Origin of the sequence: Arthrobacter sp. 08Y14 (assembly GCF_002929455.1) — a bacterium.
GTDB lineage: Bacteria > Actinomycetota > Actinomycetes > Actinomycetales > Micrococcaceae > Arthrobacter_B > Arthrobacter_B sunyaminii.
In genome coordinates, this window is the sequence record NZ_PJIX01000002.1 from 1,013,663 (window position 1) to 1,040,000 (window position 26,338).

Here is a 26,338-nt window from a genome sequence, read left to right on the forward strand (position 1 = left end):
TCAAAGGCCCTGTTCGCCGGCCTGTTCCAGGAGCCACGTCTCGACATCTGGCCATGCAACCTGCAACTCACCGTTGAGGCCCTCGTGGTCGTACCCTGGATACTGCTTCCATGGGACACCCCGCCGACTCAAACCGTCAGCCAACTCATCATGAGGCAGGACCATCCCGACAGCATCATGATCCTGGTCGCCCCAGAAGCAATAGAGCGGACTGGGAGCACTATCAACCAGGGAATTCGGGGCTAGGCTGGCGAGCTCACGGTAGAAAATGGCACCCGCCAGAGGATCGAACCTGTGATCAATCTGCATCCAGAGGGTTTCGTCGCGTTCCATTTCCGCCATCTGGGCATCAACGTCGCGGGAAGTGATCCCGTAGTCTCCAAGCAGGGGGAAACCACCAGCGGCAACGGCCGCTACAGACCCATGCTCGGCTAACCGCTGTGCCAGCCAAGGGCCGAATGCACCGGTGAACGAATAACCGAAGAACAGGAAACGTGGAAACCCCAGGTTCAGAGCCACTTGGCGCAAGTCGTTGGCCCAGCGGTCAGGATTGTATGGTCCATGAGTTCGCGTGCTGGCTCCGAAATCGCGGGGCGAGGCAATGATGACGGTGAATCGACGCGCCATCAGTTCCACCAGCTCGGGAAACCACGTGTAGTTACATTCCGGTGCAAGCAACGCAGGACCGGAACCCGTGACCCTGAACGCTATCTTTGCCCCGTCAATATCCATGAAATCCATGTCAGCGTTCGCTTTCCTTCATGCTGGTTCGATGGCTGGTGATTCTAAAGCGGGTGATGCGCTGGATCATGACGGGATACAAGTGCAGGATCACCCCGATCAACAGAATCTGTGCAGCACTTCGAGGGTGCGATGTCGCCACGGCCATGATGGCCAGCACTGCGGTAGCGATGAAACCGAGAAGGTGACCGGTTTCGGACTGCTCGGTGCCTCTAAGGAAGCGGGCTTTTCCTGACGCTCCTGGCTCTGTCCGACGCATCTGCCCAATGATCCTGTTCCAGCCGACAACGCCGAGCAAGCGCCGGAATGCCTCCGCTCCCAGCAGGGTGTAAATCCGTGGCTCGAACGGTTTGACCCGGTAGCGCTGGCGGGCAACGTCCACCAGTACCGGACCAGTCAGGAGCGCCATGAAGAGAAAGGCTCCCTGGACAACAAACGCGTAGACGAGGTGATCGGGTCCAATGGCGAACCAGCCGGCGACTGCAAGTCCGAGACCCACCACCAGACCCATAGTGGACGAGCCCAGCTGGCCATGAGGCAGTGCCATCACGTCACCCGGATTCCGCGTGTGGCACCGGCTAGCGGTTGCAGTAGAACGGAAACTGTCATGGCCCAGAGTCTAGCCAGAGCGGAGACTTCCTCCCGGTTGCCTCCGATCGCCGGAGAATGGCAAGACCAGAAGGTGCTGCGGTTAGGCTGTGCATATGACTGCTTGGAGCCGCTGCCTGTTCGGTGCCTCGATCGTTTTCGGTGTGGGCGCGGTGCTGCTGGCTGAGCAGCTGCCGGAATGGTGGGGGCCGGCGTCGGTCCTTTGCATGGTCCTGGCTGCAACTGGGTTCCTAACCTGCTCCGTTCTTGAGTACCGCCGCGGCCGCTCGGCAGAAGATTTGGGGTAGCGGCTTCACTCCAGGGTGCGGCGCCATCACTGGGTCCCCGCTCGACCAGCGGGCGTGCGTACACTCGTTACTTATCAGGTTCACTCCGCCTCTGGACGCATCCGTTCAGGCCTGACAAGGAGGTATTCAACGTGCGGGACAAGCGATGATGCTCTCCGGGGCGCAATTGCAGGAGATGGCCCGTGACACAGCGGCATCGCTTGACGACGTAAGCCACGAGTCGATCACGCCTGGGCATTACCTCGACAAGCGACACTGGATATCCGTTGGACCCGGGGCCGGGATCACGCCGGAGCTGATCGAGGACCTCATCTACGCCTCCTACGACCTCGCAGGTGGCCTGAAACCGGAGCGCTCGTGAACGACACACCATCCCTGTTCGAGGCCGACGACGCCTCCCGGCCTCTGGCCGACCGGCTTCGGCCCCGCACCCTGCGCGACGTCGTCGGGCAGGACCATCTGCTCGCACCGGATGCTCCGATCGGCCAGATGGTGGGGGCGCACCGGCTCGTGTCCATGGTGTTGTGGGGTCCGCCGGGGTGCGGGAAGACCACGATCGCCAGGCTCCTCGCCGAGCAGACGGATCTGGCGTTCGAACCGCTCTCCGCCACCTTCTCCGGCGTCGCTGACCTCCGAAAGGTGTTTTCCGCGGCGCAGCGCCGGCGTGAGGTCGGCCAGGGCACGATGCTGTTCGTCGATGAGATTCACCGGTTCAACCGTGCCCAGCAGGACTCGTTCCTCCCCTATGTCGAAGACGGCACCATCGTCCTCGTCGGCGCGACGACGGAGAACCCGAGCTTTGAACTCAACGGGGCGCTCCTTTCCCGAACCCAGGTCTTCGTGTTGAAACGCCTCGACGACGCCGCGCTTGAGACCCTCATCGCCCGGGCAGAGGATCTCCTCGGCGCGCCCCTGCCGCTGACGGATGATGCCCGGCAGGCGCTGGTTGCGATGGCGGACGGTGACGGCCGCTATCTGCTGAACATGATCGAACAGGTCCATGCCCTTCCTGCACCCGTGGACACGGCGGCGCTTGCTGCGGCGGTGCAGAAACGGGCACCACTATATGACAAGGGGCAGGAAGGTCATTACAACCTGATCTCCGCCCTGCACAAGGCCATGCGGGGTTCGGACCCGGACGCGGCGCTGTACTGGTTGGCGCGGATGCTCGACGGCGGTGAGGACCCCCTGTTCATTGCCCGCCGCATCACCCGGTTCGCGAACGAAGATGTCGGCATGGCCGACCCGCAGGCCGTTCAACAGGCCCTCGCAGCCTGGGACGTGTATGAACGCCTCGGCTCGCCCGAAGGCGAACTCGCCATCGCGCAGGCCGTCGTCTACCTCGCCACCGCACCGAAGTCCGTTGGCGTGTACCGCGGGTTCAGCAAGGCGCGTGCTGCGGCGAAACGAACCGGGTCATTGATGCCGCCGGCGCACATCCTGAATGCCCCGACCCGGCTGATGAAAGACCTCGGCTACGGCGGCGGCTACCAGTACGACCCCGACACCGAGACCGGATTCTCGGGTGCGAACTATTTCCCCGACGGCATGCCAAGGGAAACCTTCTACCAACCCACAGCGCGCGGGTACGAGCGGGCCATTGCCGAACGGCTGGCCCACTGGGCGAAGCTCCGAGCAGGGGCACCCGGATCCTCTGAAACAGATTTACCCGGGACCGCATCAAACGGACCAGTCACCTGACTACCTATGGCCCTGACCCCAGCCAGGATTCTGGATCGATTCAGGAAGTCGTCATCCGAATCCTCAGTTGATCGCTGAACTAAGCCCTGTGCAGTTCAGCCTCGCCCGGTTAGGGACACCACGGCGGGTCTACTGGCGGGCGCCCCCGGAATCCTTAGAATCCGCCACCTGGTCCAGGACCAGGGAGCTCGCGGCAGTGACTACCGCCATCACCAGGCGCGGCCGTGCCACCCCACGCCTGACCAACCACGTTTCGATCCGCTTGTCCAGCACCAGGCTCAATGCCAGGAACCCGCTCACAGCGACGCCCACCGTCGCCGCCAGTGAGGTCAAGGCCAAAGCCGGAACCCGCGCCGGGCCCGCATCTGCGCGCACATAGGAAGGGACAGGTGCGGTGCCGTCGGCGCCGTCGTTGGAACCGGCAGCGGCCGGGGTGACGAGGTCGACTCTCCCGGCGGCAGCCAACTTCCGCCCTTTCTTGACGCCACTCCGCAGGGCAGCGGCTGCGATGATGCCAAGGGCGGCGCCGGGAGCGAGGACGTAGGCGCGGCGCATCCCCGGGGAGAAGTCAGCCGGGCTTTTCAGGGTGAGCGCACCGGAGAGAGCGGCAAGTGTGAGCGACAGCGGTAGATTCTTCATGGCCTACACGCTACAGGCCGCCGGCAAACCTTGGTGTCGGACCGGGATATCAACTGTGCTCGTCCGGACGCAGAGGATCGGGCTTAGTTCCGTTCTAGGCCTCGCGTTCGGCGTCGAGCAGGGCTTGGGCGCGCCAGGCAACATCGGTATCGCGCACCGAGAGCACCGAGACCAGGTATTCGAACCTGCGGATCTGATCCGTGTACTCCGGGCCGAGGCGCTGGGCCAACGGGCGGGACGCGAGTTCGTCGGCCATCCGCCAAGCCACGGCCAACGCACTTTCGAAAAGCCGTTGGTCACTATCGGCCGCCAGCGGTGCCGAACCGCGATCGAACATTAACACCGCGTTGAGCCGCGAATCGTCCAGCCCCATGGTCAATGCCTCCAGATCCTTACGGACGGTGCGCAACCTGACAGCGTCTTTGCCGAAGCGGCCCAGACGCATGGACATGCTGCCGCCGTAGCGCAGCACCTGGTAACCGATGAACAGGACAATCCCCATGATCGGGAACAGGAGCAGCAACAGGGGGTCCGAGTCACGAATCTGCCACGTGTAGCCGTTCCACTGCTGGGCTTTGGAGATTTGCTCCAGAGATTCGGACACCGCTTCCTCGGGCTTACTAATGAAGAATTCGCTGGTATCCCAGTTGAATCGGCCCATCCGGCGGGCATCTGCGTAATAGACCTCCGAAGTCAACCACGCTGGCACCGTCGTGTACCCGTTATCGAAGAAATATACGGGTACCACCGCTTGCCCGGGGAGCAGTTCTCCGGTGCTCTCGTCAACCAAGTGGGGGTATTGGGCCTTGAGCTTCCACATGGTTTCCAGCAGATGGTTGGCGTCGACGCGCCTGCTCGCCATGGGATCCTCCGGGTCGTACTTCCGGGCATTCACCGCATAATCCATACTGAGCAGCAGGTCGTCCTCCGCGTCCCCCGCGACCACCGTCACTTCGAGGTCTTCCATGAAATTGTCTTGTACGTCGCGGCGGATCTTTTCCACATCAAACCCGCCGGCGTCCGGCTCGAAGCTCAGCGCCTGCAGCGGCCGGCTTCCGGTCGGTAACGTTCCCGTAGCATCATCGATAGCGAAAGTGACCATCGTGCTCAGGAAGAGGGCGGTGAAGGCCAGGATGATTCCGGCCAGCACCTTGGCACCCCTGCCGATGCCCTTGCGGAGCTTGGGATTCGCCGGGAGCCTGCGCCGTGTCTGTGCCTCTTCCTGAGCATCATCGAATTCAGGTAGCCTGCCGAAGACTTCGCGGGCCATGGCGTTTGCTGCATCCAGCGCATCCAGGGAACGGCGGGACCCCTGGGGGGCCAGGCCGAGGCTCGTGCGCAACACGGTCAGGTCTTCGGTGGGCCGCGGGACCACGACGGGACGCGCCGGCATGCGGCGCAGCCTGCGCCGGGGCAGCATATGGCGCAACATTCGGGAGAGGGTCTGCGCTTGGCGTTTGAGTCCGCGCTCCGCCCGTTCCCAGGTATGCACAACCGGCTCGGTGCCGCCCGCCGTGCCGGCGCCGGCCTCAAGCAGTGAGTCCAGCGCAGATTCGAGGCTGGTGATCATTTGGGGCTCGACGGCGCCGGCCGGGGCGGCGCGCAGACGCGTCAACAGTTCCCTGGCGGCGAATGCCAGCGGTGCGCCCAGTCGCTGAAAAGTAGTTTCACCACTGCCGAAATCTCCAATGACGGTGCCGGCCCCCATCACAGCGTCGGCTGCTGCCACCAAGTCCGAGACCTGGGTTTCGAACTTTTCCACCTTTTTGGCGGTCCGCGCTGTCATGCCGCTGCTGCGCCCGCGCACAGCCGCAACAACTTCTTTCTCGGTACGGGCCAAGTCTAAAGACGCATCGCGCACCTTGGTCCACGCTTCGGTGAACCCCGGCGGGCGTTGTTCCGGATCGACGGCACGGTAGGTGACTTCCAGAGCTTCAAGATCCAGGACCACCCCGGCTAGACGACGTTGAGCGGCGGTAAGCCGACGGAAGCGGGCTTCCCACAGGGAGCGGCGCTTCAGAGCCTTTGACATGGCGAACGCCGTCAGCAGCAGACCCAGAACGGTACCCAGGAGCCATGGCCAGAATGATTGGTCAGACCGGTCGGAGAGTTGCAGGGAGGCTTCCTGCGCCGCGGCCACCACGGCCAGCGGCCCGTGGCCCAGCCCGACGTTGGTCTGGTAGGCATCGTGGATGTCCTGGCCTGCGACAAGGTTTTGGTCCGGATCATCGAAGACCGGACGGATTCCCACCTTGCCGACGGCCTGTATCTGCCTGACCGTGTCGTAGGGGGCACGTTCCTTGTTGGGTTCCGGGAGCCGGGTGCTCAGCAGGATATCGGTGCCCGGTTCAAGGTTCCCCTGCTGTTCCTCAAGGCTCAGTGTCCGGTCAGTGACCACGAGGGTCAGCGGCCGCCAGGAAGCAACCGGTTCATCAAGCGCCGCTTCGACCGTTTCCTGGGAAATATTCCATGGTTGCTGGCCCTCAACAACGATCCGGACCTCGGAGGCCGGTTGCATCGTGGTAACCACGAACCCGGTGATTCCGATAACCAAGGTGACAGCCCCGAGAAAGATAGGAATCCAAGGCAGACCGAAGTCCGGCTTGTTATGGGAACGGATCAGCTGTTTGCTTTTGCGGCTCATGGACTCAATCCGGGGTACTTGGGTGCGAACCAGCCAATCCTAACGACAATTCTGTATTTGCCCGGACCGGGATTACCGTGCCAGCTCTTTTGGAAATCTCAGTACCGTTGCCGCATCTTCTTTTCAATGCTCCGCCGCTCCGGTGAGGGGAAGCTGCAGAAACACAATTGCGTTCAGTGCCGGGATTTTGAAGGGCAGCTGAAGAATTGCATTTCACCGGATTGAATGCCCGGGTGCCGCTCGGAAGCTACGATGCCACAACTGCCGTCGGGAGCTATCTAAGGTGGACGACCCATATTCCTACCCCCTTAGGCAGAAATACGCCATCCCGAGTACGCCTCGGTAGCCCTCTTCATATGCAGCGCGTTGTTTCTCATATTGCCGACGGACCTGCCCAGCGGCGGGATGGTGGGCATCATGTGCTTCCAGCCAACGGGTGAATCTGTCGCGATATCCGGCCTCGAAGACGTCCCACTCCTGAATGCTGGCATGGTCGTCGTCCACCACTTCGAAACCAACGGCGCGGATCTGCTCGCGTAACGCATCAGCTGTCAGGTACTCGTCATCACGTCCAGCCAGAGGGGCCGTAGCAGCCGGATGAGGTGTTGCTGACCAGATCGCCTCGCCGTAGACGAGTCGGCCGCCGGGGAGCACCAGAGTTCGAAGGGCGCGCAGGGCTGCGGCGTAGTCGAGCGGCTGTGCGTCCTCTACCGGCGGCCCCCAGATCTGGCTCGCCCCGATGCAGATGACAGCGTCTGCGGGGCCATCCTGAGCTTCTGCCCCGGGCATCAAATCAAACGTCACTCTGTTGAGCAGCCCACGAGTCAATGCCTGTTGCCTCGCCCGTTCGATGGATGCCGAAGCGCTGTCCACTCCGTGTCCCCGTGCCTGCGGGGCGGACGTCAAAACACGAAGCAGCAGTTCACCCCATCCGCACCCCATGTCCAGCACCTCACCCGGCGCCGGCTCTGACAAGAACGCCACAAGGTGTGCGGCACGTTCCTCGGAAAGCGGGGTGAGCCAGGTCAGGGACTCATACAGGGGCGGCAGCTCGAGCGTAGTGTCGTTGGTCACTCAGTGATGTTCTCACGATTCATAGAAGCGACCGCTTGGGATATCCGCTTGTCCGGCATGGATCCCTGAGCAGCCGCGTCACCGGCTCGTTTCGGCACTCCCCACTTTCCATGGCCTGGCCTCATGCTCGCCGATCGTCGCTCCACCATACGTAAAGAAGCCACACCGCCAGGCCCCAAAGGAGTACCGCCAAGATGATGGTGGGCGGCGACGCCCCAAGACTGCATTTGCCCGCCACGGCAACGAAGTCAGTACAGCTTCCCGACCGCCAGAACATCGCCACAGCGCCTGCAATCGACGCCGCAATGGCAGCAAGTAGCCAGTTAAAACGACGTTTCCCCCGCTTGATCACGATTTCCTCCCGCCGAGGCCTGCCGCTCTAACCTTGCTGTCCGCACACTACGTTGTGCCCGCCGCAGGGCCAGGAGCTGATGATCGGCTTCGGTCAGGGGTCCACCGCGTCGGATGGCTTTGGGTTTTAAGCCTTGCGCTTCCCTGTGTAATACCCGGAAAACATTACGAGGAGCCCACACATAATGATGACGTATGGCCAGCCGCCTGTTCGCTCCGCCGGGATTTGGGTGACCAACATGGTTCCAATGAACGCATTGACCGCACCAACGCATAGAAGGATTATGCCGAGCCGCCGGGGTGCCATCACGCCAGCATATTCGACGGCAAGCCTCTCTAACCAGAGCGCCTTGTCCATAGGCCGCTGGCTCAGCGGACAATTGAGTGCCCGCTGAGCCGATCCTTTTACCTATGCTTCGAAGACCCAGACCGCCCCGGTTTCCTTGAACTGTCGGTTGATGTTCGTGGTGCCGCCCAATTCTCTAAGGATCAAAAACGTAGCCCAAAACACCACTTGTGATGAGAAAGAGCATAACTAGGAACAGGGCAGAAACTCCCCCACAAAGGAACCACATAAACCGATTTTCCGGAGGCGTCATGTTCAGCATGATGCCACGACTCGATGACACCCGAACTCATCGACGCAGCCCGAGAAAGACTCCTCATCAGGCGTCCCGCAAGCGATCCCTGGCTGCAACTGCAACAGTGGACGTCAGCTGTGAGTTTCAGTGGTTCGGGAGTTGTGGAGCTCGCTGAAAGTACTTGTGATATCGCGGAGCGGCGTCGATGCGGGAAGCGGAACATCTGGTTGGATACCGATGAAGTCGATGGCAGTTCCCCAGTTATTGGCTTGAGACGGCACTTGTATTTGCATGCCGCTAGTAGGTAGGTAATAGGGGGTTGAGTTCCCGTAGTCGATGATTCCGTAACTCGGCGCACCTACGAGGACGGCGTCGAACGCGTTCTTTAGCAACAAGGCCGCTGATTCGCCAGAGGAACCCGTGCCACCATCGATGACAACGATCATCCGTCCCTGCCAGTGTTCCGTGCGGCCAGGCTCCAAGGTGGTCCCAGAATGATTGGCACCATTCTGGGAAGCGGTGACGATGACGCAGTCATCATGCCGGGGACGAAGGTGTTTTGCAGTGAACGCTACGGGCACGGTGTGGTCGTTGAGCCGTAACCACGTCGCGTAATTCCAGTAGACGATGGGCGAACCCGAGGACGACAATGTCATCCCGTGCTCTTCGCACGGCCTCGTCCATGACTCGTTAACGTGGGGTGTGAACCAAGAGGTGACGTAGGAGTCGTCTCCTCCTCCGTTGCCGCGCAGATCGACGATGATGTCCTGAAAGGTGAAGTCCTCGGCGTGATTTTCTGCCCCGGCTTGAAGGACGGATTCGACCCCGTCGGATCCGTCGAAGGTTCTGACTCGGATGATCCTGATGCTGTTCATCGTCGTCGTTTCCCACGCTGGACCGGGGTCCTCACCAAGAGTTTCCCTCTCCGTGCCGTGATGCTCGCCGTGGCGCACATGGAGGTGCCCGTCACCGAGGGCCTTCCCTAGTTCCATCCCTAAAGATCCGACGCAGCCAGCCAACGTTGTGGGCTTCGAGGCGGATAACCCCTGGGCCCACCGATCGATGATCCCGTCGGTGGCGTGAGCCTTGTCGGGATCGAGCACGACGGCGATATGGCGGGTGCGCATCAGGTACTTCAACGCTGCCGCGTCATCGATGAAATTCCGGTAGTCGGCGGCGTTGTTAGGTCCCAGGGACTGGCGGTCGGCGTGCCGCTGGAGGATTGGATCGGCCGGATCGAGCATCCATGCCGGCCCGGAAGACCGGGCTGAAAGATACCCGGCGCCGCGGCCCAAATGGTCTTGATCGTCCGGGACGGATTGCGCACTCATGAAGATACTTTCGCATATGGGGACCTCTTCCTAGCGGCAGGGATCAGCTTTCGCGTGGGCTCATGGGACCACGACCACGAGCGATGTCCCGGTCGGGAGTTCTAATTCGAGGTCAGAGATGAACGGTTTCGCCGACGAGGAGGCGTCTGATATCAAGTCCGGCACGTCGGGCTTCGATATCGAGGACGGAGTCCAATACTTGCAGCCCCCAATGGTTGAGCAACCCGTCATGAATCGCATAGACACGATCCCGTTGCCGTTTACGGATGTACTCGACCAGGGCAGGAACTGTCAGCCAGGGAGCTTGCCCGGGAACCAGAAGGACGGGTGCGGGAACGTCCGTCAGCGCGTCTCCGGGGTGCAGAACTGTGTCATTGATGAGGAACCCGATGTTGTTCGCAGGGCTAGCGTCGGGGTGGCTGTAAGCATGCGATGATCCAACGGCTGCTATCTCAAAGTCACCAATGGAGACCGTCTGGCCGTCCTCCATGACTTCCACATGCTCTCGAACGCGCTCGGATGCCTCCAGCTTCTGGGCAACGCCTGCACATGTAACAATCCGCAAATCTGGCCTGGACGCTACAGCGGCTTCAAGGATGCCTTGATCGAGGTGGTCGAAATGCTCATGAGTGATTAGTATTGCCTCGGCGCCGTGGCAGGCTTCGGGCTCCGGGGTCAAAGCACCCGGATCGATCACGATCGTAGTTGCGCCCTCTGTGAGCTGAACACAAGCATGACCGTACTTCGTTAGATCCATACCAGAACCCCTTCCAGTTGCGGTGTCTTCGAGTAATTCACCCATTCGCTCTGACAATAGATCACCCCAGGGCCTGGTCTCCCTGCACCCTGAGGGATCCTTCACCGCACAGTCGGAAGCGTGATTGAGAGCTCAGCATCGTTCACGATACGGGTGAGAGTGCTTCGACCTAGCTGAGCCATTCCGGGATTAGATGTCTGGTAATACCAGACCAGACCCATAGCCTGCTGGAACGCCCAGGCCGCACCACGTTGCCACTCGTTGAGGCCGGCCCCGAGTGCATCACGGAATACTGAGCGTGCACCAATGTCAAACATGTGCCAAGCCACGACAAGGTCGAGAGCAGGGTCAGCCGGCGAGAACCCGCCGGTGTCGAGTACACCGGAAAGGCGCTCATCCTGCACAAGAAGGTTCGCTGGAATCAGATCACCGTGCGTCATGACGTCAGCTTGGGTACGCGACAGAATCCGAAATCGTTCCCACAGAGCCCTAAGGCTAGTCACGTCGAGTAGTTCCTGACTTTCATGGAAGCATGTTTGCAGCCAGCGGTCGGAGTCCGAGAGGTGTCCGCCGCGACCGGGTCCAGTGAAACAACGGCCTTGCGTAGGTGCCGAACGGAGTGCTCGAATGAGTCGAGCAGCATCCTTAGCGAATTCTTCGGCTTGTGCACAACCTTGCTGTGTCGCGGACTCGCCGGGCAGCCATGACTGAATCATCCATGGCAATGGGTATCCATGGCCTGGACGCCCCGTGGCGACGGGCATTGGGGCCGGAAACGGGCAGACAACCTGCAGCTCTTTCATCGCCGTTGTTTCTCTCTCCAACTCTGTAGCCACGAGGCCGGGATCGGAAGCGCGAAGTGGAAACCGCGCCGTTAGAGCAGTGCCGATCCGGTAAATTGCGTTGACTGTTCCTTCGGTTTCGATCTGCTCAACGACTTCGTGGCTCCACTGAGGAAACTGCTCCGAAATCAGCTGTTCCACAGTTCTCGCGCTGATTCGGAGCTCGTCGTGGTGCATCCTCATGTCGGGGACACTACTGCGTCTGGCGCATGTAAGCCGGCGTCCGTAAGCCGACCGCTAACGGACAGTTAGGACGCGATGCTACGTTTGGCCGTAGTGACATTCTTATTTTCTCTGTGATCCAGAGTCGATGCAGCGGTTCCCGCGCGCTTCCTTTGGGAGCGGTGGTGGTTCCGCGTGCCCTTCAGGGGAACTCTTTCATGAGTTCCCCTGGCACCCGGTCCCTCACCGAACTCATTCAGAGAAGATCACATGCCCTATACATCGAACGACTCCGCAGCTTCCTCCGCACCCGTCCTTGATCGGCAATCCCTGCGCCCTGATTGCGGCAACTGCTTCGCGCTTTGTTGCACGGCTCTGGGTTTTTCCCGCACCTCGGATTTCGCCATCAACAAGCCGGCAGGAACTCCCTGCCAAAACCTGAACTCCGACTTCTCCTGCACCATCCACGACATCTTGCGTCCTCGGGGTTTCCACGGATGCACTGTCTTTGACTGCTTCGGCGCCGGGCAGCATGTCTCCCAAAACCTCTTCCAAGGAATTAGCTGGAAAGCGGATCCAGAAACAGCGAAAGATATGTTCCCGGCGTTCAAAGTTGTTAGGCAACTTCACGAGATGCTCTGGTACTTGGCAGAAGCCGCCGGCAGAACCTTCGACCCGGACACCTCACACCAGATCAACGAACGCAGAAGGGCGATCGAGGATGCGATGGGGCCTACCGCCTGAATTCGAGTCGATGATCTAAGCCAGATGAGCGCAGCGTACCCGTAAGCCGGTCCCCTGATGGACCAGCATGTCTGCGCGCCAGGTGACGGTGAGTTGCGGTGGACTCCTGCTCCCTCAGGCAGAAATACGTCACATCGTAGTCTTGGAGCGTGGTGCTGGAGACCCAGCACCACCCAAGCATGTTGAAAGGGGATCACCATGAGGAACGAACCGCTCATAGGGGCTCTAGTAGGCGCCATTGTCGTTGGCTACTTCACTTCAACCGAGCCGGCTCTCTCGATGTGCCTCATCTTGGGTGGGGTCTTTCTGATATTCACAGTTCAGCTGCTGGTGATTTCGGGGCAACAACTTGCTGAAGACCACGGCCGCAGCACACCCGCCGCTGCCCCCTCCGCCAAAAGCCGCGTCCTCGCGTATGCCGCAGCATCAATAGCCGTCGTGCAAACGTTGGTTTCGGTGTGGATGCTGGCGTTTGCGGAGAATCTCTTTTCCCTTTTTGGCGTCCTGTGTGGGCTTTGTTTCATCGTTGTTACAGTCCGGACGATGAAAACGATCTCCGGGCGAAGTTTGCCTTATCCGCTTGCAAGGAATCGATTTAGACACGGACGCCGATTCTTGGCCCTCTTGGGCTCACCAAACATATAGCTAGGCGCATGCTGACCCATCCTTTAGCAGGACCGAGGTTCGAGCCTGTTGAGGTATTGGTCGATGAGTCGCTGAGCCCGCTCGGATGTCATTCGGTCGGTCTCGGTTACCCTGGCAATGGCTAGGCCATCGAGCAGTGCCATGAGCATGGCGGTGTCATCCCGGGTGAGGTCTGGGTTCCATTGCCGGAGCAGTGTTGTCAGGCCTTCTTCCATGAGGCGCCAGGATTCCTGATGGGCGCTGGCAACTGCGCTGCTGGTTGTCGCCTTCGAGGCGTAGGACAACCAAATGACCGAAGCGGTCCGGGATTCGTCGTCCACTCCCCCGAGAATCCTGCACACTGCGTCCAGATTCTGCCGCGCTGATGCCTCCGGGTGCACTGCGGAGCCCACCCGCTCGATGAAGTGCCTGGAGACCTCGTTCATGGCCGCCATGATCAAATCGTCTTTCGTCTTATGGTGATGCTGTACGGCACCTATCGAGAGGCCGGCGGCTGCAGCGACGTTGCGGATCGTCACCTCTTCAAGGCCCCGCTCAACCAGAATGTCCTGCACAGCCGTAAGAATGCGCTGCGCGCCCGCCGAAGTCATGGTTTGAGATTACTCCGAACCAAACCATACGTTCGTATTGTATGCTCGGGGGCATGACACGACTTCGTTGGGGCGCCGTACTGTGGACTCTGTGCCTGCTGACCTTTCCGGCTCAGGTAATTGCGGCGGCGCAGTGGCCGAACCCGTACTCCTGGTCTTCAAATTTCATTAGCGATCTCGGCGTGACCGCTTGCAGGACGTTCGACGCCGGCACGCGCGTTGAGCGTTACATCTGCTCCCCCGGCCATCTGCTGGCCAACGGTTCGACGGTTGCCAACGGAGCATTCATGGCTGTCGGAGCCATCCTTCTATGGTCAGCCTGGCCTCGGCAGCGGACGGGGAAAACCGCTATGTCATTCGTCGCAGCGGGAGGTGTGCTTGTGATGCTGGTCGGTTTCCTAGCCTGGGATGTTTACCCGGAGGCTCATGACGCCGTGGCCCTTGCCCAGGCTTTGATGCAGTGGATCGGGATGGCCATCCTCGTCTTCGCACTCAAAGGCAGCACGGCAGCACGATGGACGTCAGCCCTGACCTTGGCGAGTCTCACACTCTCGATAGCCGGCTTTGTCCTCTTCATCGATGCGATCAGCGGTGGGCCATCGATTTCACTGGGCCTCGGCATTACCGAGCGCCTCGCCTTCGATACCCTCACCATATGGGGCGCCGTGCTGGGCGTGATCCTACTCATGACGACACTCGGACACCGGAGCACCAGCTCAAACCAAGAAGCGATTCTTGGTTCCGGGCCGACGACGTCCCTGGCTGCATAGGACGGTGATAAATCATCCCCACTGACGATCCCTCAACGGGCCGTGCACTTAGGAGGTTACGGATTTCGAGCCGGATCAACGTCACAACGTCTGGTTAGGATTAGGGGTGACCAGCCTAGCCACCTTGTGGCCACCCTTCGGATTAGTTCTCTCCACTCCACGTTTGGTTCTGCGACCGATCCAAGATGCGGACTTGCCCGCTGCCGTGGAAGCCGCGGAGGCTGGCATACATCCCCCAGGGCAGATGCCTTTTTCCCATCCGTGGACGGAGGCACGCCCTGAAGATCTTTCCGCAAACACTGCACGACGGATTTGGCGGGCACGTGCAGAATCGACACCGGAGAAGTGGGCACTCCACTTCGGAGTCTGGAGAGGCAACGACTTTGTCGGGTGTCAGGACTTGAGTGCCGAAGGGTTTGGCACTCTCAAGACGGTGTCAACGGGCTCCTGGCTCCGCCAAGATGCTCAGGGCCAAGGCCTCGGCAAGGAGATGCGAACAGCAGTCATCCTCTACTCATTTGATTGGTTAAAGGCGAACACCGCTGTCTCCGAGGCAGCAGTCTGGAACTCGGCTTCTCTAGGTGTGTCAAAATCTTTGGGTTACGAGCCCAATGGGATTTTCAGGGAATCGTGGAAACCTACGGAAGTAACAGAGGTTCAGTACCTGCGCCTTAGCTCGGAAAGGTTTATACGGCCCGCCTGGAACCTCGACGTGAGAGGACACGTACGTTCCGCAGACTATCTTGGGATTCTCCTTAGCGACGGCTAGGTTCGGCCGCTGGTCTTTTTTGAGAAACCACCCACACTCACAAGGCGACCTCAAGTGCCCGTGAGCCTGTCGGCTTACGGGCACTCGATTGTGCCGTCGAATATGCTGGCGTGATGGCACCCCGGCGGCTCGGCATAATCCTTCTATGCGTTGGCGCGGTCAATGAGTTCATTGGAACCATGTTGGTCATCCAAATCCCGGCCGAGCGAGTACACGCGGCGGACCAGAGTTTTCCTACATAGGATTTGTGAATGGGCCGTAGACAGCAGTACAGCGTGGAAGCCATCCGAGACGAGATAATCGCCGCAGCAGAGGAGCTACGTGCTGCGGCCCGGGCAGAGCAGGACAAGCAACGAATAGAAGTTGCCGACTGGCTCGACGAACAATTCATCGATATCGCAGACCGAGGCATTTTGCTTGAGGCAACGCGAAAATGCTCTCACCTTGGACCATGGCGGGATGGGGTCGTTTCAAGATGTCGGCACCGCGGCATCGGCACACACGGTCAGTCGGCTGCGCAGCGCTCTGGTGCGTGGGCTCGATAGTGAATTTGGCAACTCGTCAACGTGCTCATCATGGGTCGGCAGCGTCCTGATGAGGGATCCCCAGAGCGTCGTGGCGAGAGACGGAGTTACGCCCAATTAGTGAGAGCAAGCACCTGGGCCGCCACCTCTGACGGTTGGAGCTGGTCGGTATCGATCCGGTGCACGGAGGCCGGAGCTTCCCTATCGAGCAGGTTCGCCATAAAGGCACTATGACCGAGCAGAGCGGGGTCGATTGCTCCGTGATTTCGGCGCTCCAACCGTGGACGAGCGCATTCGTCGCTGCTGCGCAGCAGAACCGCCGTGACGAGTGGATCATCGCCCAGAGCTGCCACCAAGCTGGACAGTGTGAGGATGGCCGCCGTATTGGTGTAGATGAGTCGGCGGTAACCCAGTGATCGGTAGGCGGTCCACATCGCGGCCAGATTCTGCTCTGCGAGATCGTCAGCGGGAAATGCCACGTGTGGTGCGGGATGGGCTAGGTCGAGGTAATCGCCCTCGATGACGGCGTGCTGGACGTCGTTTCCAATGAGTTGTTCGTGCAGCGCCAATGCAGCGGTGGACTTGCCGACGCCGGAACGGCCGCTGATGAAAAGGACGTGGGAGCGCATTTGCCCAACTGTTCTATCCGATGCCTCGCAAATGCAAGGACCGTCCGATCTAGGATCCTGCAACGGGACGGTGAGCGATCAATGTTAGAAACGTGTTTAGCAGTGTTAGCTATCGTGTCCGGTGGACAATGCGACCCGTTCGGCGGCCTGATTCGCCCGCTTAACTGTTGGCAGCATCAGACCAAGGCAGATCAAACTGGCGGCAATAGCTATCCACGAAGCGATGTCGGCGAAAGCCGGAAAAAGCGCAACTACGCCTGCTACTACGAGGACTGCTGCGTTGCAATGGATCAACGTACGAGCTGCTCGGTGTCCTTCAAGCCATGCTTCCGGCGAGTGAGTCACATAGCCAACGCGGATTCCGATCGAAGAGTTCATTCCAACGCGTCCGGTTGCCGTTGCTTCTGCCGCCCACGAAAGGGTGGCTCCCATCGCGATCAAGAAAATACCAATGAAGATCCCCATGTCTTCAGCCTATGTGTTCTCAAAGATTGAGCGAAAACGGAGAGTGCGTTCCCCAACATACCTTTGGGGAAAGGGCTGAACGCCGACTCGCAGTAGCTCAGCGTGTATCGCCAGTTTCTCCTTTGGATTCACAGGAGGGGCATGCCCCTCAGGATGTCACGACCTCCGCCCGTAAGCCGGTCCCTCAGCGCACAGGATGTGCGGTTCAGGGTTTCTGACTGTAATGCTGTGCAAGTGAATGATTTTAGTGGTGTGGGGGCAGTCGCGCGTTTACTCGGCGTGAGTGTGCGGACGTTGCATCATTGGCACCAGTCTGGGGTAGCTGCTCCCTCCTGTCGCAGCGCGGCAGGGTATCGGGTGTATTCGCCAGCTGATGTCGCCCGTCTGCGGCGGGTGCTTCTTTTTCGTGATCTCGGCGTGCCATTGCAGAGAATCCCGGGACTATTGGAGGCCGGGGCCACCGCACGTAGGAAGGAGTTGGAAGGCCGTCGGGCAGAGCTCGCGGCAAAGATCCTTCACCTCCAGGAGGTTGACCGGCAAGTTCAGCGTCTGCTGGCAGCTGATGAGCAGGGAGTTTTGTTGTCGGCGGCTGAGGAGGTACAGGCTTTCGGGGAGGGTTGGGACAAATCCTTGGTTGTTGCTGCGCGTGAGCGGTGGGCGGACTCTCCGCAGTGGGGCGAGTACACGGAACGTTCCGCCAGCCGGACCACCGAGGACTGGCACCTCGTTTCTTCAGCCATGCAGTCCGTTACGGAACGCTTGGCCGAAGCGAAACATGGCAGCGTTCTCCCCGGCGATGAGCGGGCGAACGCTCTGGCGGAAGAACACCGTGAAGTGATGAGCGAGTACTTCCACTGCACCCACTCGATGCATGTCGTCATTGCGAGACGGTACGTAGCCGAAGCCGGATTTCGGGAGTTTTACGAGCAGGTCGAGCCTGGTTTAGCGGTTTGGTTGAAGCAGGTCATTGACGCCAATGTGCGCTCTGTAGGGATAGATCCGGACACTGCTGCCTGGGAGTAGCGGATCAGCGAACTGCGCCAAGAGCGACTTTGATGATTTCTTGGCTCGGAACATGCAGCGCTTGAGCGGCTGTTAACCCGGTGGTTTCCAGGTACGCGTCGACCAAGCGGTTTCCTGCCGCGTATCCGGCCCCTGTTGGCAATCCAACAGGTTCCCCGCCGAACCGCTGGGCGGATTCGTCGCCGTGCACCCAGGCAGTGAAATTCTGCATTCCCTGAACCTGCAGGCCGGTAGCGACTTTCTCGAAGACTCTGTCATCGTGGAGGTGCGGGATTCCGATGGGTGTGTACCCGGCATGGCCGTAAGACTGCCGTGCGAAGGCATCGGCCAAGCCTTCGGAAATGATTTGCTCACCGACCTTGACCTGGGCGGGATCCCAGACAACCCCTCCAGGCGCGTAGCGGAGGTTGTGGTTCAGCTCGTGGACCGCTGCCGCTTCAATCCTGTTGAGATTCTCCTGAGTCGGCCACAGGGTCAGTGAGATGTATCCGGTTGAACTGCCGTTTCCGCTGAACCCGCGGAGCGGGCCCATGAAGTACTCATCGTGCGGGTTTCCCAGAATAATGAGGACGGTAATGTCTGGGACGTGGATGCCCGGGGTCGCGGCGAGTTGCTGGTCCAGCGCATCGGCCATTGCCCTTTCAACTCGGACCCACACGTCATTCTTGCGAAGCAGCTCGAGCGCCTGATGGATTTCGGCTCCAGGCTGGTTAGGGGGAAATCCGAAACTCATTTTGTGCATCGTCAGCAGGTCGACCTTGCCGGGAAAATGCCGGAACATTCCCTCCATAGGAGCCAGCACACCGCGCAGCACGTCACTGCGATCTGTTTCGGAAGCTCGTAGTACGGCTCCCATCCCAGCTTTTGTATTCAAGGTAGTAATAGTCATGAGACCGAACGTAAAGCCTGACGCTGCGTCAGGGTCAACTTCCCTGTCCCCGGGCCCGTATACCGATGGGCTTACGGGCGCGTCCGCCAGTCGCTCATCTGGCGATCGAGTTCCGACGCGACGACACGTGGGTCTGAGAGCGGGATGTCGTGCGCAGCCCCCTTCACTGTGAGCAGGGTGCTCCCGGGCAAAGCTGACGAGGTAAGACTGGCAGAGTCGTGCATCAGTTTCCTCTCCCGTGAGCCGACGAGGACGCTGGCGGAGCCCGGGTAGTCGCTCCATGTTGCGGGAAGTGTGAATCGAATGTTCTCGCCGACGCTGGCCAGGAGGGTTTCGCGAGAGGTCGTCGCGCTGCCTTGCAGGTAGTCAGCCCAAAGGTCCTTCGGGATACCGAGTTGGCGGGCTTGAGCTTCGGCGAACCACCGCTGACGGGAGAGTGGTGCAGCCAGTGCCAGCAGACCGAGCGTGGGACCGGGAAGCGGGGCGCGTTTGGTTTCTGCGCTGATTACCGTTGCGCTCCGTACGAGGTGGGGCACCTCCGACGCGAGCAAGATCGTCAGTTGTGCTCCTAGTGAGAACCCGACGATGTGCGCTCCCTGCGGGGCGTAACCTTCTATGACTGCGCGTAGTTCCTCGACGGTGGCCTTGTGCGAAACGTACGGATAGGAAGCACTGCGGCCAAATCCGGGGAGGTCGGGAACGATCGCTTTCACTGCAGAGTTCAGCAGCGCACGCATGGGTGACCACATCCACCCGCTGACACCGGCTCCGTGGAGCATCAGCACCGGTTCGTCGCCATCGCCCACGTCTATGTACATCAGGCCATCATCCCAGAGCCTTTCGACCGCCTCGCTGCCCAATGGCGCTAAGGACGGGGTGTCCGGTCTCGAATCCTTACCACGAACGCCTAGTGGCCCGCGAGCGGATCCTCAACCAAGCACTGTGAAGGGTAGGGTCGGGTCGATATATAGTCCACGATGAAGGGAGGCGCCGGATGAAAGCTATGGGGACGATCCTTTTACTGTTGGCGACTGTTGGCGTCTTATCGAGCTGGTCTGCGATGGCGCGGGCAGGCGACGGCGGCGTCTATCTTGTTGCGAATGTTCTCCTAGCGGCAACCGGGGTCATCCTGTTGATAATCGGGGCGCGCCGGAGGCGATCCGCTGCGAATTAGTCACCACGTGCCACCACTTCAGCGGCGTCAAGGGCGTTGGAGTAAGAGGCGTAGCAGACACAAGTACGGGATTTCCATGGCGTGCAGAGTTGCACAGACACGCTTCCCATGGACGTTGCTGTGAGGGCTCCCCTGCGGGCTATTGATGCTAACCCCGTGGTTTGTAGTTAGCATGTCGCTACGGACTTGCTATTGACGAACTCGGAAACCCAAAACTGACCGATTGCGGCCGCTTGCTTCGCTATCCCATGGACCACGGGTGGACAGTGCTACGAAAGCAAGCCCGAGCAGTACAAACCAGATGTACCCCCACGAGGCCGCCGTCGCGATTCGGAGAATTCCAGCCATGGCAACGAAACTACCGATGGAGAAGAGGAAGCGTGTCATTTTCCAGCTGAACATTCCGTGTTTGCTTCGCATCCGTCAACCGTACGCGAGCGGCGCTTTCAACGCAGTCCACCCTCATGGCCCACGCCTAATTGCAGACTGCCTCGGTTTGAGGTGACTCACTGCCTCAGTCAGCGTTCCACCTGCGGATCCTTCACCGCGATACCTCCCGCAGGGAGGTATACAGTGCCGACCTCCCACGTCTTGGACGTTCAGGGGTTACCGGTTCAGAGCCTGGGCGGGCGGAATGCGTGTTGCGGTGAGAGCAGGCCAGAACCCTGCCAAGGCCCCCGCTACAGCCCCGGCTGCTACGGCAGCCACAGCCAGTCGCAGGTCCAGGATCGGCTGCCACCGGTTGGACAAACTCACGGCAACGGTGACGAGGATGCCGACCCCAGCCCCGGCAGCCCCGCCCAGCAGGCCAAGAGCGGTTGTCTCACCAAGGAGTTGAGCGAATATGTCCCTGCGCCGTGCGCCGAGTGCCTGCCGGAGCCCAATCTCCCCAGTCCGCTGGGCAATACCAGCCATTGCCGCATTTCCAATGGACACCGCTCCGACCACCAAAGCAATGACGCTCACCAGCAGGCTCAGCTGGGTGACCCCGCCCTCAACCTCCTGGCGCAGGGTTTTTGGATCCGGCGGTGCTACAACCGCCAATGTTTCCGGTGCATTTGGCTGCAGAGCCAAAGCAATCTGCGCCCCCACCTGGGCGGCCGCTCCCGGAAGGGTCGCGACCACTGCCTGAGGCTGCTGCGCTCCCTCGACTGCGAGTTCCGGTGCCAAGGACAGAGGGACCAGAGCTGCCGCCAAAGCGTCCGGGCCGCGAGCCACGTCATCATAAATCCCCGTCACGGTGTACGCCCGCCCGCCCACGTAGACAGCGACGCCGGTACGGGCCACCCGAAGCTTCTCGGCTGTGCCGGCCGCCAGCATAATGACGTGGTCACCGCGCTGCTGATGGCCTGCATCGAAACTACGTCCCAGGACGACGCGCGGATCCATGGCCGCCAGTGCGCCGTCATCCAGGGCGATAAGCGGAACGGGCTCAGCCGTGTCGAAAGCGTTGGGTCCGCGGGCAATGGTGTGTCCGTCAACGCCTATGCGCACACCCGCCGCGGTAACGCCGCTGAGCATTCTGGCATGGTCCAGCCGTTGCGGTTCGGCCCATTCCGGTAGGAAGGAGTCAGTCACGAGGCCAGCGCGCTGGCCGTCCCCGGCTTCCACCGTCACGGTGGTGGCACGGCGGAGGTCAAAAGTGACCGACACCTGCTGATTGATAGTTCCGGAGATGCCCAGTGTTGCGACGAACGCCGCCGCACTGAGCAAGGTGCCCACTGCGGTGAGCATGGACCGCCAAGGCGTTCGTGCAATGGACCGCCAGGCCTCAGTGAGCAGGTCGGCGGTGCGGAGCCGGGTTGCCGGCAAAGCCTTGTTTCTGGATCCGGTCATAGGTCCAGCTCGCTGACAACACCGTCATGCACGTCCAGCCGCCGTCGTGCCTGCCGAGCCAGAAAATCGTCATGGGTGACCGTCAGGATGGTCAGGCCGGAGGCGTTAAGTTCCTCGAGCAGATCGCAGATCACCCCGGTGTTACGACTGTCCAGGTTGCCGGTCGGTTCGTCGCAAAACAGCACGCTGGGCTGCTTGGCGACGGCACGGGCGATGGCCACCCGTTGGCGTTCCCCGCCGGAGAGTTCCCGGGGATCTGCATGCATGCGCCGGTCAAGTCCGAAGCGGTGCAGTGCCTGCGCCGCGAGGTTCCGCCGCTCGGCCCGGCTGTGCCCGGTGAAGAACATGCCCAGCTCCACGTTCTCCAAGGCGCTGCGGCCGTCCAGCAGATGGAAGGATTGGAAGACGAAACCGAATTTGTGCCCGCGCAGGGAAAGAATGTCGGGGTTGGCCGCCGTCGTGGTTTCGATCCCTTCTACCCGGTAGGAACCGGTACTGGGGGAATCCAGCAATCCCAGCAGGTTCAGCAACGTGGATTTTCCCGAGCCGGACGGTCCCACGAGGGCCAGATAGTCGCCGCGGTAGACAGTGAAGCTGGCGGCACGGAGTGCGGTGACCGCGGCGGGGCCGTTCCCAAAGGTCTTTGAGGCGTCCCGGATTTCCAGCACCGGTTGCTCAGCAAACAGGTCACTGCTCATGGGTCATACCCACCACGATGATGCTGCCCACAGGCAGGGATTCAGCGTTTTGGGCATCAATTGCGACCCAGCCCCCGATATCGCGGCCGGGAGTCACTGTCACGTCCAGGGAATCCGTACCGGTCTGCGGGTCTCCCGCCACGGTGACAAATGAGGTTCCGTCGCTGCGGGCGTAAAGAGCGGTTACTGGAACTGCCGCGACCGGTTCTGGATCCCCTTCCAGAGTCACGCGGATCAGCAGGGTGCTTCCCTCGGGAGTTGGGGCCGGGGCGGTGCCGCGGAAGCTGAAGACCACCTTGATTCCGTTGCCAACGCCTGGCACTTCCGTCGGTTCAGTGCCGACTGAGGAAATTTCAAGGGGATGCTCGGTGTCGTCCCGTGAGTCTGTCAACACTGCCTCGTCGCCGGCGGCATAGGTTGCCGCAGTTCCGGCGTCCAGGACGGCGACGGCGACGTTCGCGCCGGCGTTCAGGCGCAACAGCGGCTGCGCGGGTTCGGTGAGATATGACCCGACGCCGGGCAGTACCTGTGTCACGGTGTGCAGCCCGGACGGAATCAGGACAACGCTGGCAGCCGGGAGGGAAGCTCCGCCAGAGGATGGTTCCGAGGTCTCCGGATCTGCGACGGTATCCGGCACTACGGTGCCCGATATCTTCGCTCCGGGCCCCGCGCGGGTGTTGTCGGTTCCGCCAACGGGCGCGGTGTAGCCGCGGTCGGCATAAAACATGCTCAGACCGCTCTGGGTGAGGGGATCCAGCACCCCGTTCAACGAGGTGGCGTAACCGAGCTCGGCCAAGGTGTCCTGTAGCTGAACGACGTCCGGACCCCGGCTGCCGCCGGTAATGTCACGGTAGGGAGCGAAATTCCAGTCCATGGCAAACACCGGTTCGCCGTTGGCTTCCAACACCGTTGTCCCCGGGGTGATGCTGCTGCCGGCGGAAACAGGGACAGCTGTGACTACCGGAGAAGTTGCCGCCAGTGCGGCGGAGGGCACGACGGAGGTGCTGTCCCCGGCACTGATGATGCCTCGCAGCACGGTCTGCTCGGTAAGTACCCGCTGTTCCACTGACGCGGTGACCGGCCGTGCGGCCGGGGGCAGGGCATCGGCGGCCGCCTGTTCGGCGGTTTTGAGCTGTGGTGCGATGAGGAAGGTTCCGCCTGCCGCTCCCAGGATCAGTGTGACCACACACAGCGCGAGAGCGACGGTGCCTCGACGATACTTTCGGTGGGGCCGGGCTGTTCCGGGTTCAGCGGCCACTGAGATCAGCTGCCTTCCGCGCCAACTCCTGGATTTTCGGATTGAGCTCGCTCAACTCTGCTTCGTGTTCGGCAACAATTTCTGTCTTTGCTTCGCTCAGCAGATGCTCAAATTCCTCGCGGGCACCTGTCTGCTGTGAGCACTCGTAGTACTTCACGGCCAAATCCGACTCGGCCGGTGTCGGAACGTAGGCTATCTCGGCGTCAGCCGGAATGATCTCCACGCCCTGGGTCTGTTTGGGGCCGATTCGCTCCGGGTACACCACCGGCTGGCCAAGTTCGATGTCCGGCCGAATACCGAAGAGCTGGTCCTGCGCCGCTGTGACCGGCTCGCCGGCATCGACGAGGCACTGGGCCACGGTGTGCTGCAACCGGACCAGGTCTTCTGAGAGGCTCATGCCCAGTGCCCCGAATGCGTTGCCGAGCTGCCGGTACTCCACATGAATCTGCCGGGCATCCGAGCCTAGAGCATCCCACGCGGTGGCATCACACGCGTCGCTGATGGTGCCGAAGGAACTGTCATGGGTATAGACCTTGGCTGGCGCCGGTCCGGCCGGTTCCTCACGCAGGCCCCGGCTCTTGGCGTCCTGTTCACTGGCGAAGAAGGATCCCTTCGTGGTGATCTGATCTACGTCCTGGCGGGCGCGCTGGTTCGGGCTTTCCGGTACAAAGGCCTTGAACTCCGTGTACCCGTTGTCCACAAGGCAGTGGAAACGCAGGACGTCCTGCCCAAATTCGATGGTGTCCACCTCCTCCGCGAGGTAAATGTCATAGGCATCGGTACCGGCTTCGGCAGGGACCGCAGCTGTATCCGCCGCACAGCCGCCGAGCGCTGCCGCTGCGGTGAACAATGCAGCCGCGCAGAGTCCGCGGCGGCGTCGGTCGCCGGCACCGGGAACAGATACCGTGCGCCGGTCGGCATCTGGGATCACGGCTTGGAAAGATGCGGGCAGGAGAGTTTTCCGGTCCATGAGGGTCCTTTGTGAGACTGGTCTTTGGGTGTCGTTTAGCGCCGGAGATGCCTGTCAGGCATGGCCGTGAAGTAGTACAGGAGAAAAGAGAGCTGCTGTTGCAGGATTAGGCTGGGCGGAGCGTCTTCTTCTTGAAGGGTCGCAGGATCAGAGCGGTAATCGCTCCGGCGCTCAAAGCGGAGATCAGCAGCGGCGTGTTCCACTGCCAGAGGCCGCTCTGGCCAGGGGGCAGCACCAGCGCATACCCAGCCAAGGGTCCGCTCCACAGGAGCGCTATCGCGGGAGCGAACAGCACAACCACTATGGTGGTCCACGGCAACTGTCTGGTGGTGCTCAGCAGCAGCACGGCCACGGCCAGCATCAATGCGGTCGCGGCGAGTGTCAGAGTGTGGGCATCCACCGCAGCGACGCTCAACGGGTTGTAGAAGAAGAGGGCTTGCTCTCCGGAGAGTCGAAAAACTGCCAAAGCTGCCCCTCCGGAGGTGAAACACACCGCGGCTGCAGTAAGCAGTACCCGGCCTGGACGTGTGGCCGCAGGAGTCCCGGCCAACGCGACAATGGCCAGAAAGCTAAGGGTCAGCATCGTGTGCAGCGGCGGCGCCAGGGTACCTGTCAGTTGGCCGGCCAGACTGACCAGTGGAGCACCAGCGGCCGCGCTGAGGAATAAGGACCGGCGCAGCGCTGTCCGCTGCAGCAAAGTGCATATAAATGCCGCTATGAGTAGCAGATATATCAGTGAAGCGCCGGTGGTGAACGGGCCGAGGGGAAGAGCCTGTTCCGTGAATCCCTGCCCGGTGGGCCGCCAGCGCAGCGTACCGGGACGAACCCAGGGGCCCCACTCTCCCAGCAGCATCATGGTGACAGCGAGATAGAAGGTCAGAACGGTTGCGGTGAACGCCAGAACGCTCCGGCGCGTTCGGCTGACCCGGCCGAGCAGGTGCATGGCGCGGGCCATGAGACCGCTGCCAACAATATTCAGCAGCTCGGAGGCGGTCGGAGTGCTTCGATGTTCGCTCCGAGCCACGTCGAGTAGCACCCCGATGAACTCGTCGCCCTGTTCCTCCCGCCAACGCCGGGGATAAGCGGACAGGGCCCGCTGATAGGTGATCTCCAATTCGGAAGTGGAAGTGTTCATGCGCCGGCAACTGCCGCGCGGAGCCTGAGCTTCGACATGGCCTGCCGTGCGTTGGCTGCCAGCCGGTCTGCTTCGCGTCCTAATGTCGTGGCCCCTTCGTCCGTGATCCGGTAGTAACGGCGGGCACGCCCGTCAACAATCTCTTCTCCGGAGACTTCCACCAGGGCTTCATCGCGTAACCGGTCCAGAACACCGTAGAGCGTTCCGGGCTGAAGTTTAACCCTGCCGCCGGAGAGCTTCTTAGTTTCGGCGATGAGCGCGTAACCGTGCTTGGGACCATCGGCCAGCGCTGAGAGGACCAGGAAGGTTGGTTCTCGCATTTCGTGCTTACTCATGGAAGGAACGATACTCAGAAAATCTGCATATTCGCCACAAAGAGATATAACGGTTCGATTAATCCTCTTGGGGCACTGCTACCTTCTGGCCGTGCAGAAATAGAAGAGCATCGTCATAGGTACCGCAATAGCCGGTCGCACGGCGCGATCGCCTCATGCGTCAGG

General features: G+C 61.0%; 26 protein-coding genes. 7 read left to right on the plus strand and 19 right to left on the minus strand.

The genetic code is table 11. From position 1 onward, the window contains the following. Both CXR03_RS11195 and CXR03_RS11200 read right to left on the minus strand, forming a co-directional pair. Positions 1-741, minus strand: coding sequence for an alpha/beta fold hydrolase (locus CXR03_RS11195; protein ID WP_104103827.1), 741 nt, complete (start codon positions 739-741; stop codon positions 1-3). A 1-nt stretch (position 742) separates the two neighbouring features. Next, positions 743-1,288 (minus strand): hypothetical protein, encoded by a 546-nt coding sequence (locus CXR03_RS11200; RefSeq protein ID WP_146070488.1) that lies wholly within the window; start codon positions 1,286-1,288, stop codon positions 743-745. A 157-nt stretch (positions 1,289-1,445) separates the two neighbouring features. Between CXR03_RS11200 and CXR03_RS11205 the strand changes: the two genes are divergently transcribed. The 3 genes from CXR03_RS11205 to CXR03_RS11215 all read left to right on the plus strand — a co-directional run bounded on the left by CXR03_RS11205 (position 1,446) and on the right by CXR03_RS11215 (position 3,338). Beyond that, positions 1,446-1,637 (plus strand): hypothetical protein, encoded by a 192-nt coding sequence (locus CXR03_RS11205; RefSeq protein WP_104103829.1) that lies wholly within the window; start codon positions 1,446-1,448, stop codon positions 1,635-1,637. Between the two features lie 175 nt (positions 1,638-1,812). Then, positions 1,813-1,998, plus strand: coding sequence for an MmcQ/YjbR family DNA-binding protein (locus CXR03_RS11210; protein WP_219816225.1), 186 nt, complete (start codon positions 1,813-1,815; stop codon positions 1,996-1,998). Further along, on the plus strand, positions 1,995-3,338 hold the full coding sequence (locus CXR03_RS11215) for a replication-associated recombination protein A (RefSeq protein WP_104103831.1): 1,344 nt from the start codon (positions 1,995-1,997) through the stop codon (positions 3,336-3,338). Before CXR03_RS11210 ends, CXR03_RS11215 begins: the two co-directional genes overlap by 4 nt. Before the next feature lie 129 nt (positions 3,339-3,467). On the opposite strand, the gene CXR03_RS11220 is transcribed toward CXR03_RS11215, so the two are convergent. The 6 genes from CXR03_RS11220 to CXR03_RS11250 form a co-directional block, all read right to left on the minus strand. After that, complete coding sequence (locus CXR03_RS11220) at positions 3,468-3,977, minus strand: hypothetical protein (RefSeq protein WP_104103832.1); 510 nt, start codon at positions 3,975-3,977, stop codon at positions 3,468-3,470. Positions 3,978-4,071: 94 nt separating this feature from the next. Then, positions 4,072-6,621, minus strand: coding sequence for a hypothetical protein (locus CXR03_RS11225; RefSeq protein WP_104103833.1), 2,550 nt, complete (start codon positions 6,619-6,621; stop codon positions 4,072-4,074). Between the two features lie 300 nt (positions 6,622-6,921). Continuing rightward, on the minus strand, positions 6,922-7,695 hold the full coding sequence (locus CXR03_RS11230; RefSeq protein ID WP_104103834.1) for a cyclopropane-fatty-acyl-phospholipid synthase family protein: 774 nt from the start codon (positions 7,693-7,695) through the stop codon (positions 6,922-6,924). A gap of 1,063 nt (positions 7,696-8,758) precedes the next feature. Beyond that, positions 8,759-9,958: a S41 family peptidase gene (locus tag CXR03_RS11240; RefSeq protein WP_104103836.1), complete on the minus strand. Its 1,200-nt coding sequence runs from the start codon at positions 9,956-9,958 to the stop codon at positions 8,759-8,761. Between the two features lie 112 nt (positions 9,959-10,070). Beyond that, positions 10,071-10,715 carry an MBL fold metallo-hydrolase gene (locus CXR03_RS11245; protein WP_104103837.1) on the minus strand — a complete coding sequence of 215 codons (645 nt, stop codon included), beginning with the start codon at positions 10,713-10,715 and terminating at the stop codon, positions 10,071-10,073. Positions 10,716-10,816: 101 nt separating this feature from the next. Further along, positions 10,817-11,740: an aminoglycoside phosphotransferase family protein gene (locus CXR03_RS11250; RefSeq protein ID WP_104103838.1), complete on the minus strand. Its 924-nt coding sequence runs from the start codon at positions 11,738-11,740 to the stop codon at positions 10,817-10,819. 249 nt (positions 11,741-11,989) lie between these two features. Here CXR03_RS11250 and CXR03_RS11255 point away from each other — a divergent pair, with 249 nt between their 5' ends. Beyond that, positions 11,990-12,463, plus strand: a complete 474-nt coding sequence (locus tag CXR03_RS11255) for a hypothetical protein (RefSeq protein WP_181034559.1) — start codon at positions 11,990-11,992, stop codon at positions 12,461-12,463. Positions 12,464-13,131: 668 nt separating this feature from the next. On the opposite strand, the gene CXR03_RS11265 is transcribed toward CXR03_RS11255, so the two are convergent. Continuing rightward, on the minus strand, positions 13,132-13,698 hold the full coding sequence (locus CXR03_RS11265; protein WP_104103840.1) for a TetR/AcrR family transcriptional regulator: 567 nt from the start codon (positions 13,696-13,698) through the stop codon (positions 13,132-13,134). A 53-nt stretch (positions 13,699-13,751) separates the two neighbouring features. On the opposite strand from CXR03_RS11265, the gene CXR03_RS11270 reads away from it, so the two are divergent. Beyond that, the gene (locus CXR03_RS11270) at positions 13,752-14,468 is read left to right on the plus strand and encodes a DUF998 domain-containing protein (RefSeq protein ID WP_181034560.1); all 717 of its coding nucleotides are present in this window, start codon (positions 13,752-13,754) and stop codon (positions 14,466-14,468) included. Between the two features lie 106 nt (positions 14,469-14,574). Beyond that, entirely contained in the window at positions 14,575-15,237 is a 663-nt protein-coding gene (locus CXR03_RS11275; protein WP_104103842.1) for a GNAT family N-acetyltransferase, read from the plus strand. A gap of 631 nt (positions 15,238-15,868) precedes the next feature. Here the strand turns inward: CXR03_RS11275 and CXR03_RS11280 are convergent. Both CXR03_RS11280 and CXR03_RS11285 read right to left on the minus strand, forming a co-directional pair. Continuing rightward, positions 15,869-16,390, minus strand: coding sequence for an adenylyl-sulfate kinase (locus tag CXR03_RS11280; RefSeq protein ID WP_104103843.1), 522 nt, complete (start codon positions 16,388-16,390; stop codon positions 15,869-15,871). Positions 16,391-16,495: 105 nt separating this feature from the next. Continuing rightward, positions 16,496-16,855 (minus strand): SdpI family protein, encoded by a 360-nt coding sequence (locus CXR03_RS11285; RefSeq protein ID WP_104103844.1) that lies wholly within the window; start codon positions 16,853-16,855, stop codon positions 16,496-16,498. Between the two features lie 234 nt (positions 16,856-17,089). Here CXR03_RS11285 and CXR03_RS11290 point away from each other — a divergent pair, with 234 nt between their 5' ends. Next, a complete protein-coding gene (locus CXR03_RS11290; protein ID WP_219816226.1) occupies positions 17,090-17,878 on the plus strand; it encodes a MerR family transcriptional regulator in 789 nt (262 codons plus the stop codon). 4 nt (positions 17,879-17,882) lie between these two features. Here CXR03_RS11290 and CXR03_RS11295 read toward each other — a convergent pair whose 3' ends face one another. From CXR03_RS11295 to CXR03_RS11335, 8 genes are all read right to left on the minus strand, one after another. Beyond that, a complete protein-coding gene (locus CXR03_RS11295) occupies positions 17,883-18,767 on the minus strand; it encodes a DUF2268 domain-containing protein (RefSeq protein WP_104103845.1) in 885 nt (294 codons plus the stop codon). 71 nt (positions 18,768-18,838) lie between these two features. Continuing rightward, entirely contained in the window at positions 18,839-19,585 is a 747-nt protein-coding gene (locus CXR03_RS11300; protein ID WP_104104116.1) for an alpha/beta fold hydrolase, read from the minus strand. 962 nt (positions 19,586-20,547) lie between these two features. Then, positions 20,548-21,777, minus strand: a complete 1,230-nt coding sequence (locus CXR03_RS11310) for an ABC transporter permease (RefSeq protein WP_104103847.1) — start codon at positions 21,775-21,777, stop codon at positions 20,548-20,550. Beyond that, positions 21,774-22,475 carry an ABC transporter ATP-binding protein gene (locus tag CXR03_RS11315; RefSeq protein WP_181034561.1) on the minus strand — a complete coding sequence of 234 codons (702 nt, stop codon included), beginning with the start codon at positions 22,473-22,475 and terminating at the stop codon, positions 21,774-21,776. The genes CXR03_RS11310 and CXR03_RS11315 overlap by 4 nt, the downstream gene beginning before the upstream one ends. Then, positions 22,465-23,733, minus strand: a complete 1,269-nt coding sequence (locus CXR03_RS11320) for a peptidoglycan-binding protein (RefSeq protein ID WP_146070489.1) — start codon at positions 23,731-23,733, stop codon at positions 22,465-22,467. Before CXR03_RS11320 ends, CXR03_RS11315 begins: the two co-directional genes overlap by 11 nt. Next, positions 23,723-24,703, minus strand: a complete 981-nt coding sequence (locus CXR03_RS11325; RefSeq protein ID WP_104103849.1) for a hypothetical protein — start codon at positions 24,701-24,703, stop codon at positions 23,723-23,725. Before CXR03_RS11325 ends, CXR03_RS11320 begins: the two co-directional genes overlap by 11 nt. A 106-nt stretch (positions 24,704-24,809) precedes the next feature. Then, entirely contained in the window at positions 24,810-25,838 is a 1,029-nt protein-coding gene (locus CXR03_RS11330; protein WP_104103850.1) for a hypothetical protein, read from the minus strand. Continuing rightward, positions 25,835-26,173 carry a PadR family transcriptional regulator gene (locus tag CXR03_RS11335; RefSeq protein WP_104103851.1) on the minus strand — a complete coding sequence of 113 codons (339 nt, stop codon included), beginning with the start codon at positions 26,171-26,173 and terminating at the stop codon, positions 25,835-25,837. The genes CXR03_RS11330 and CXR03_RS11335 overlap by 4 nt, the downstream gene beginning before the upstream one ends. Positions 26,174-26,338: the final 165 nt, after the last annotated feature.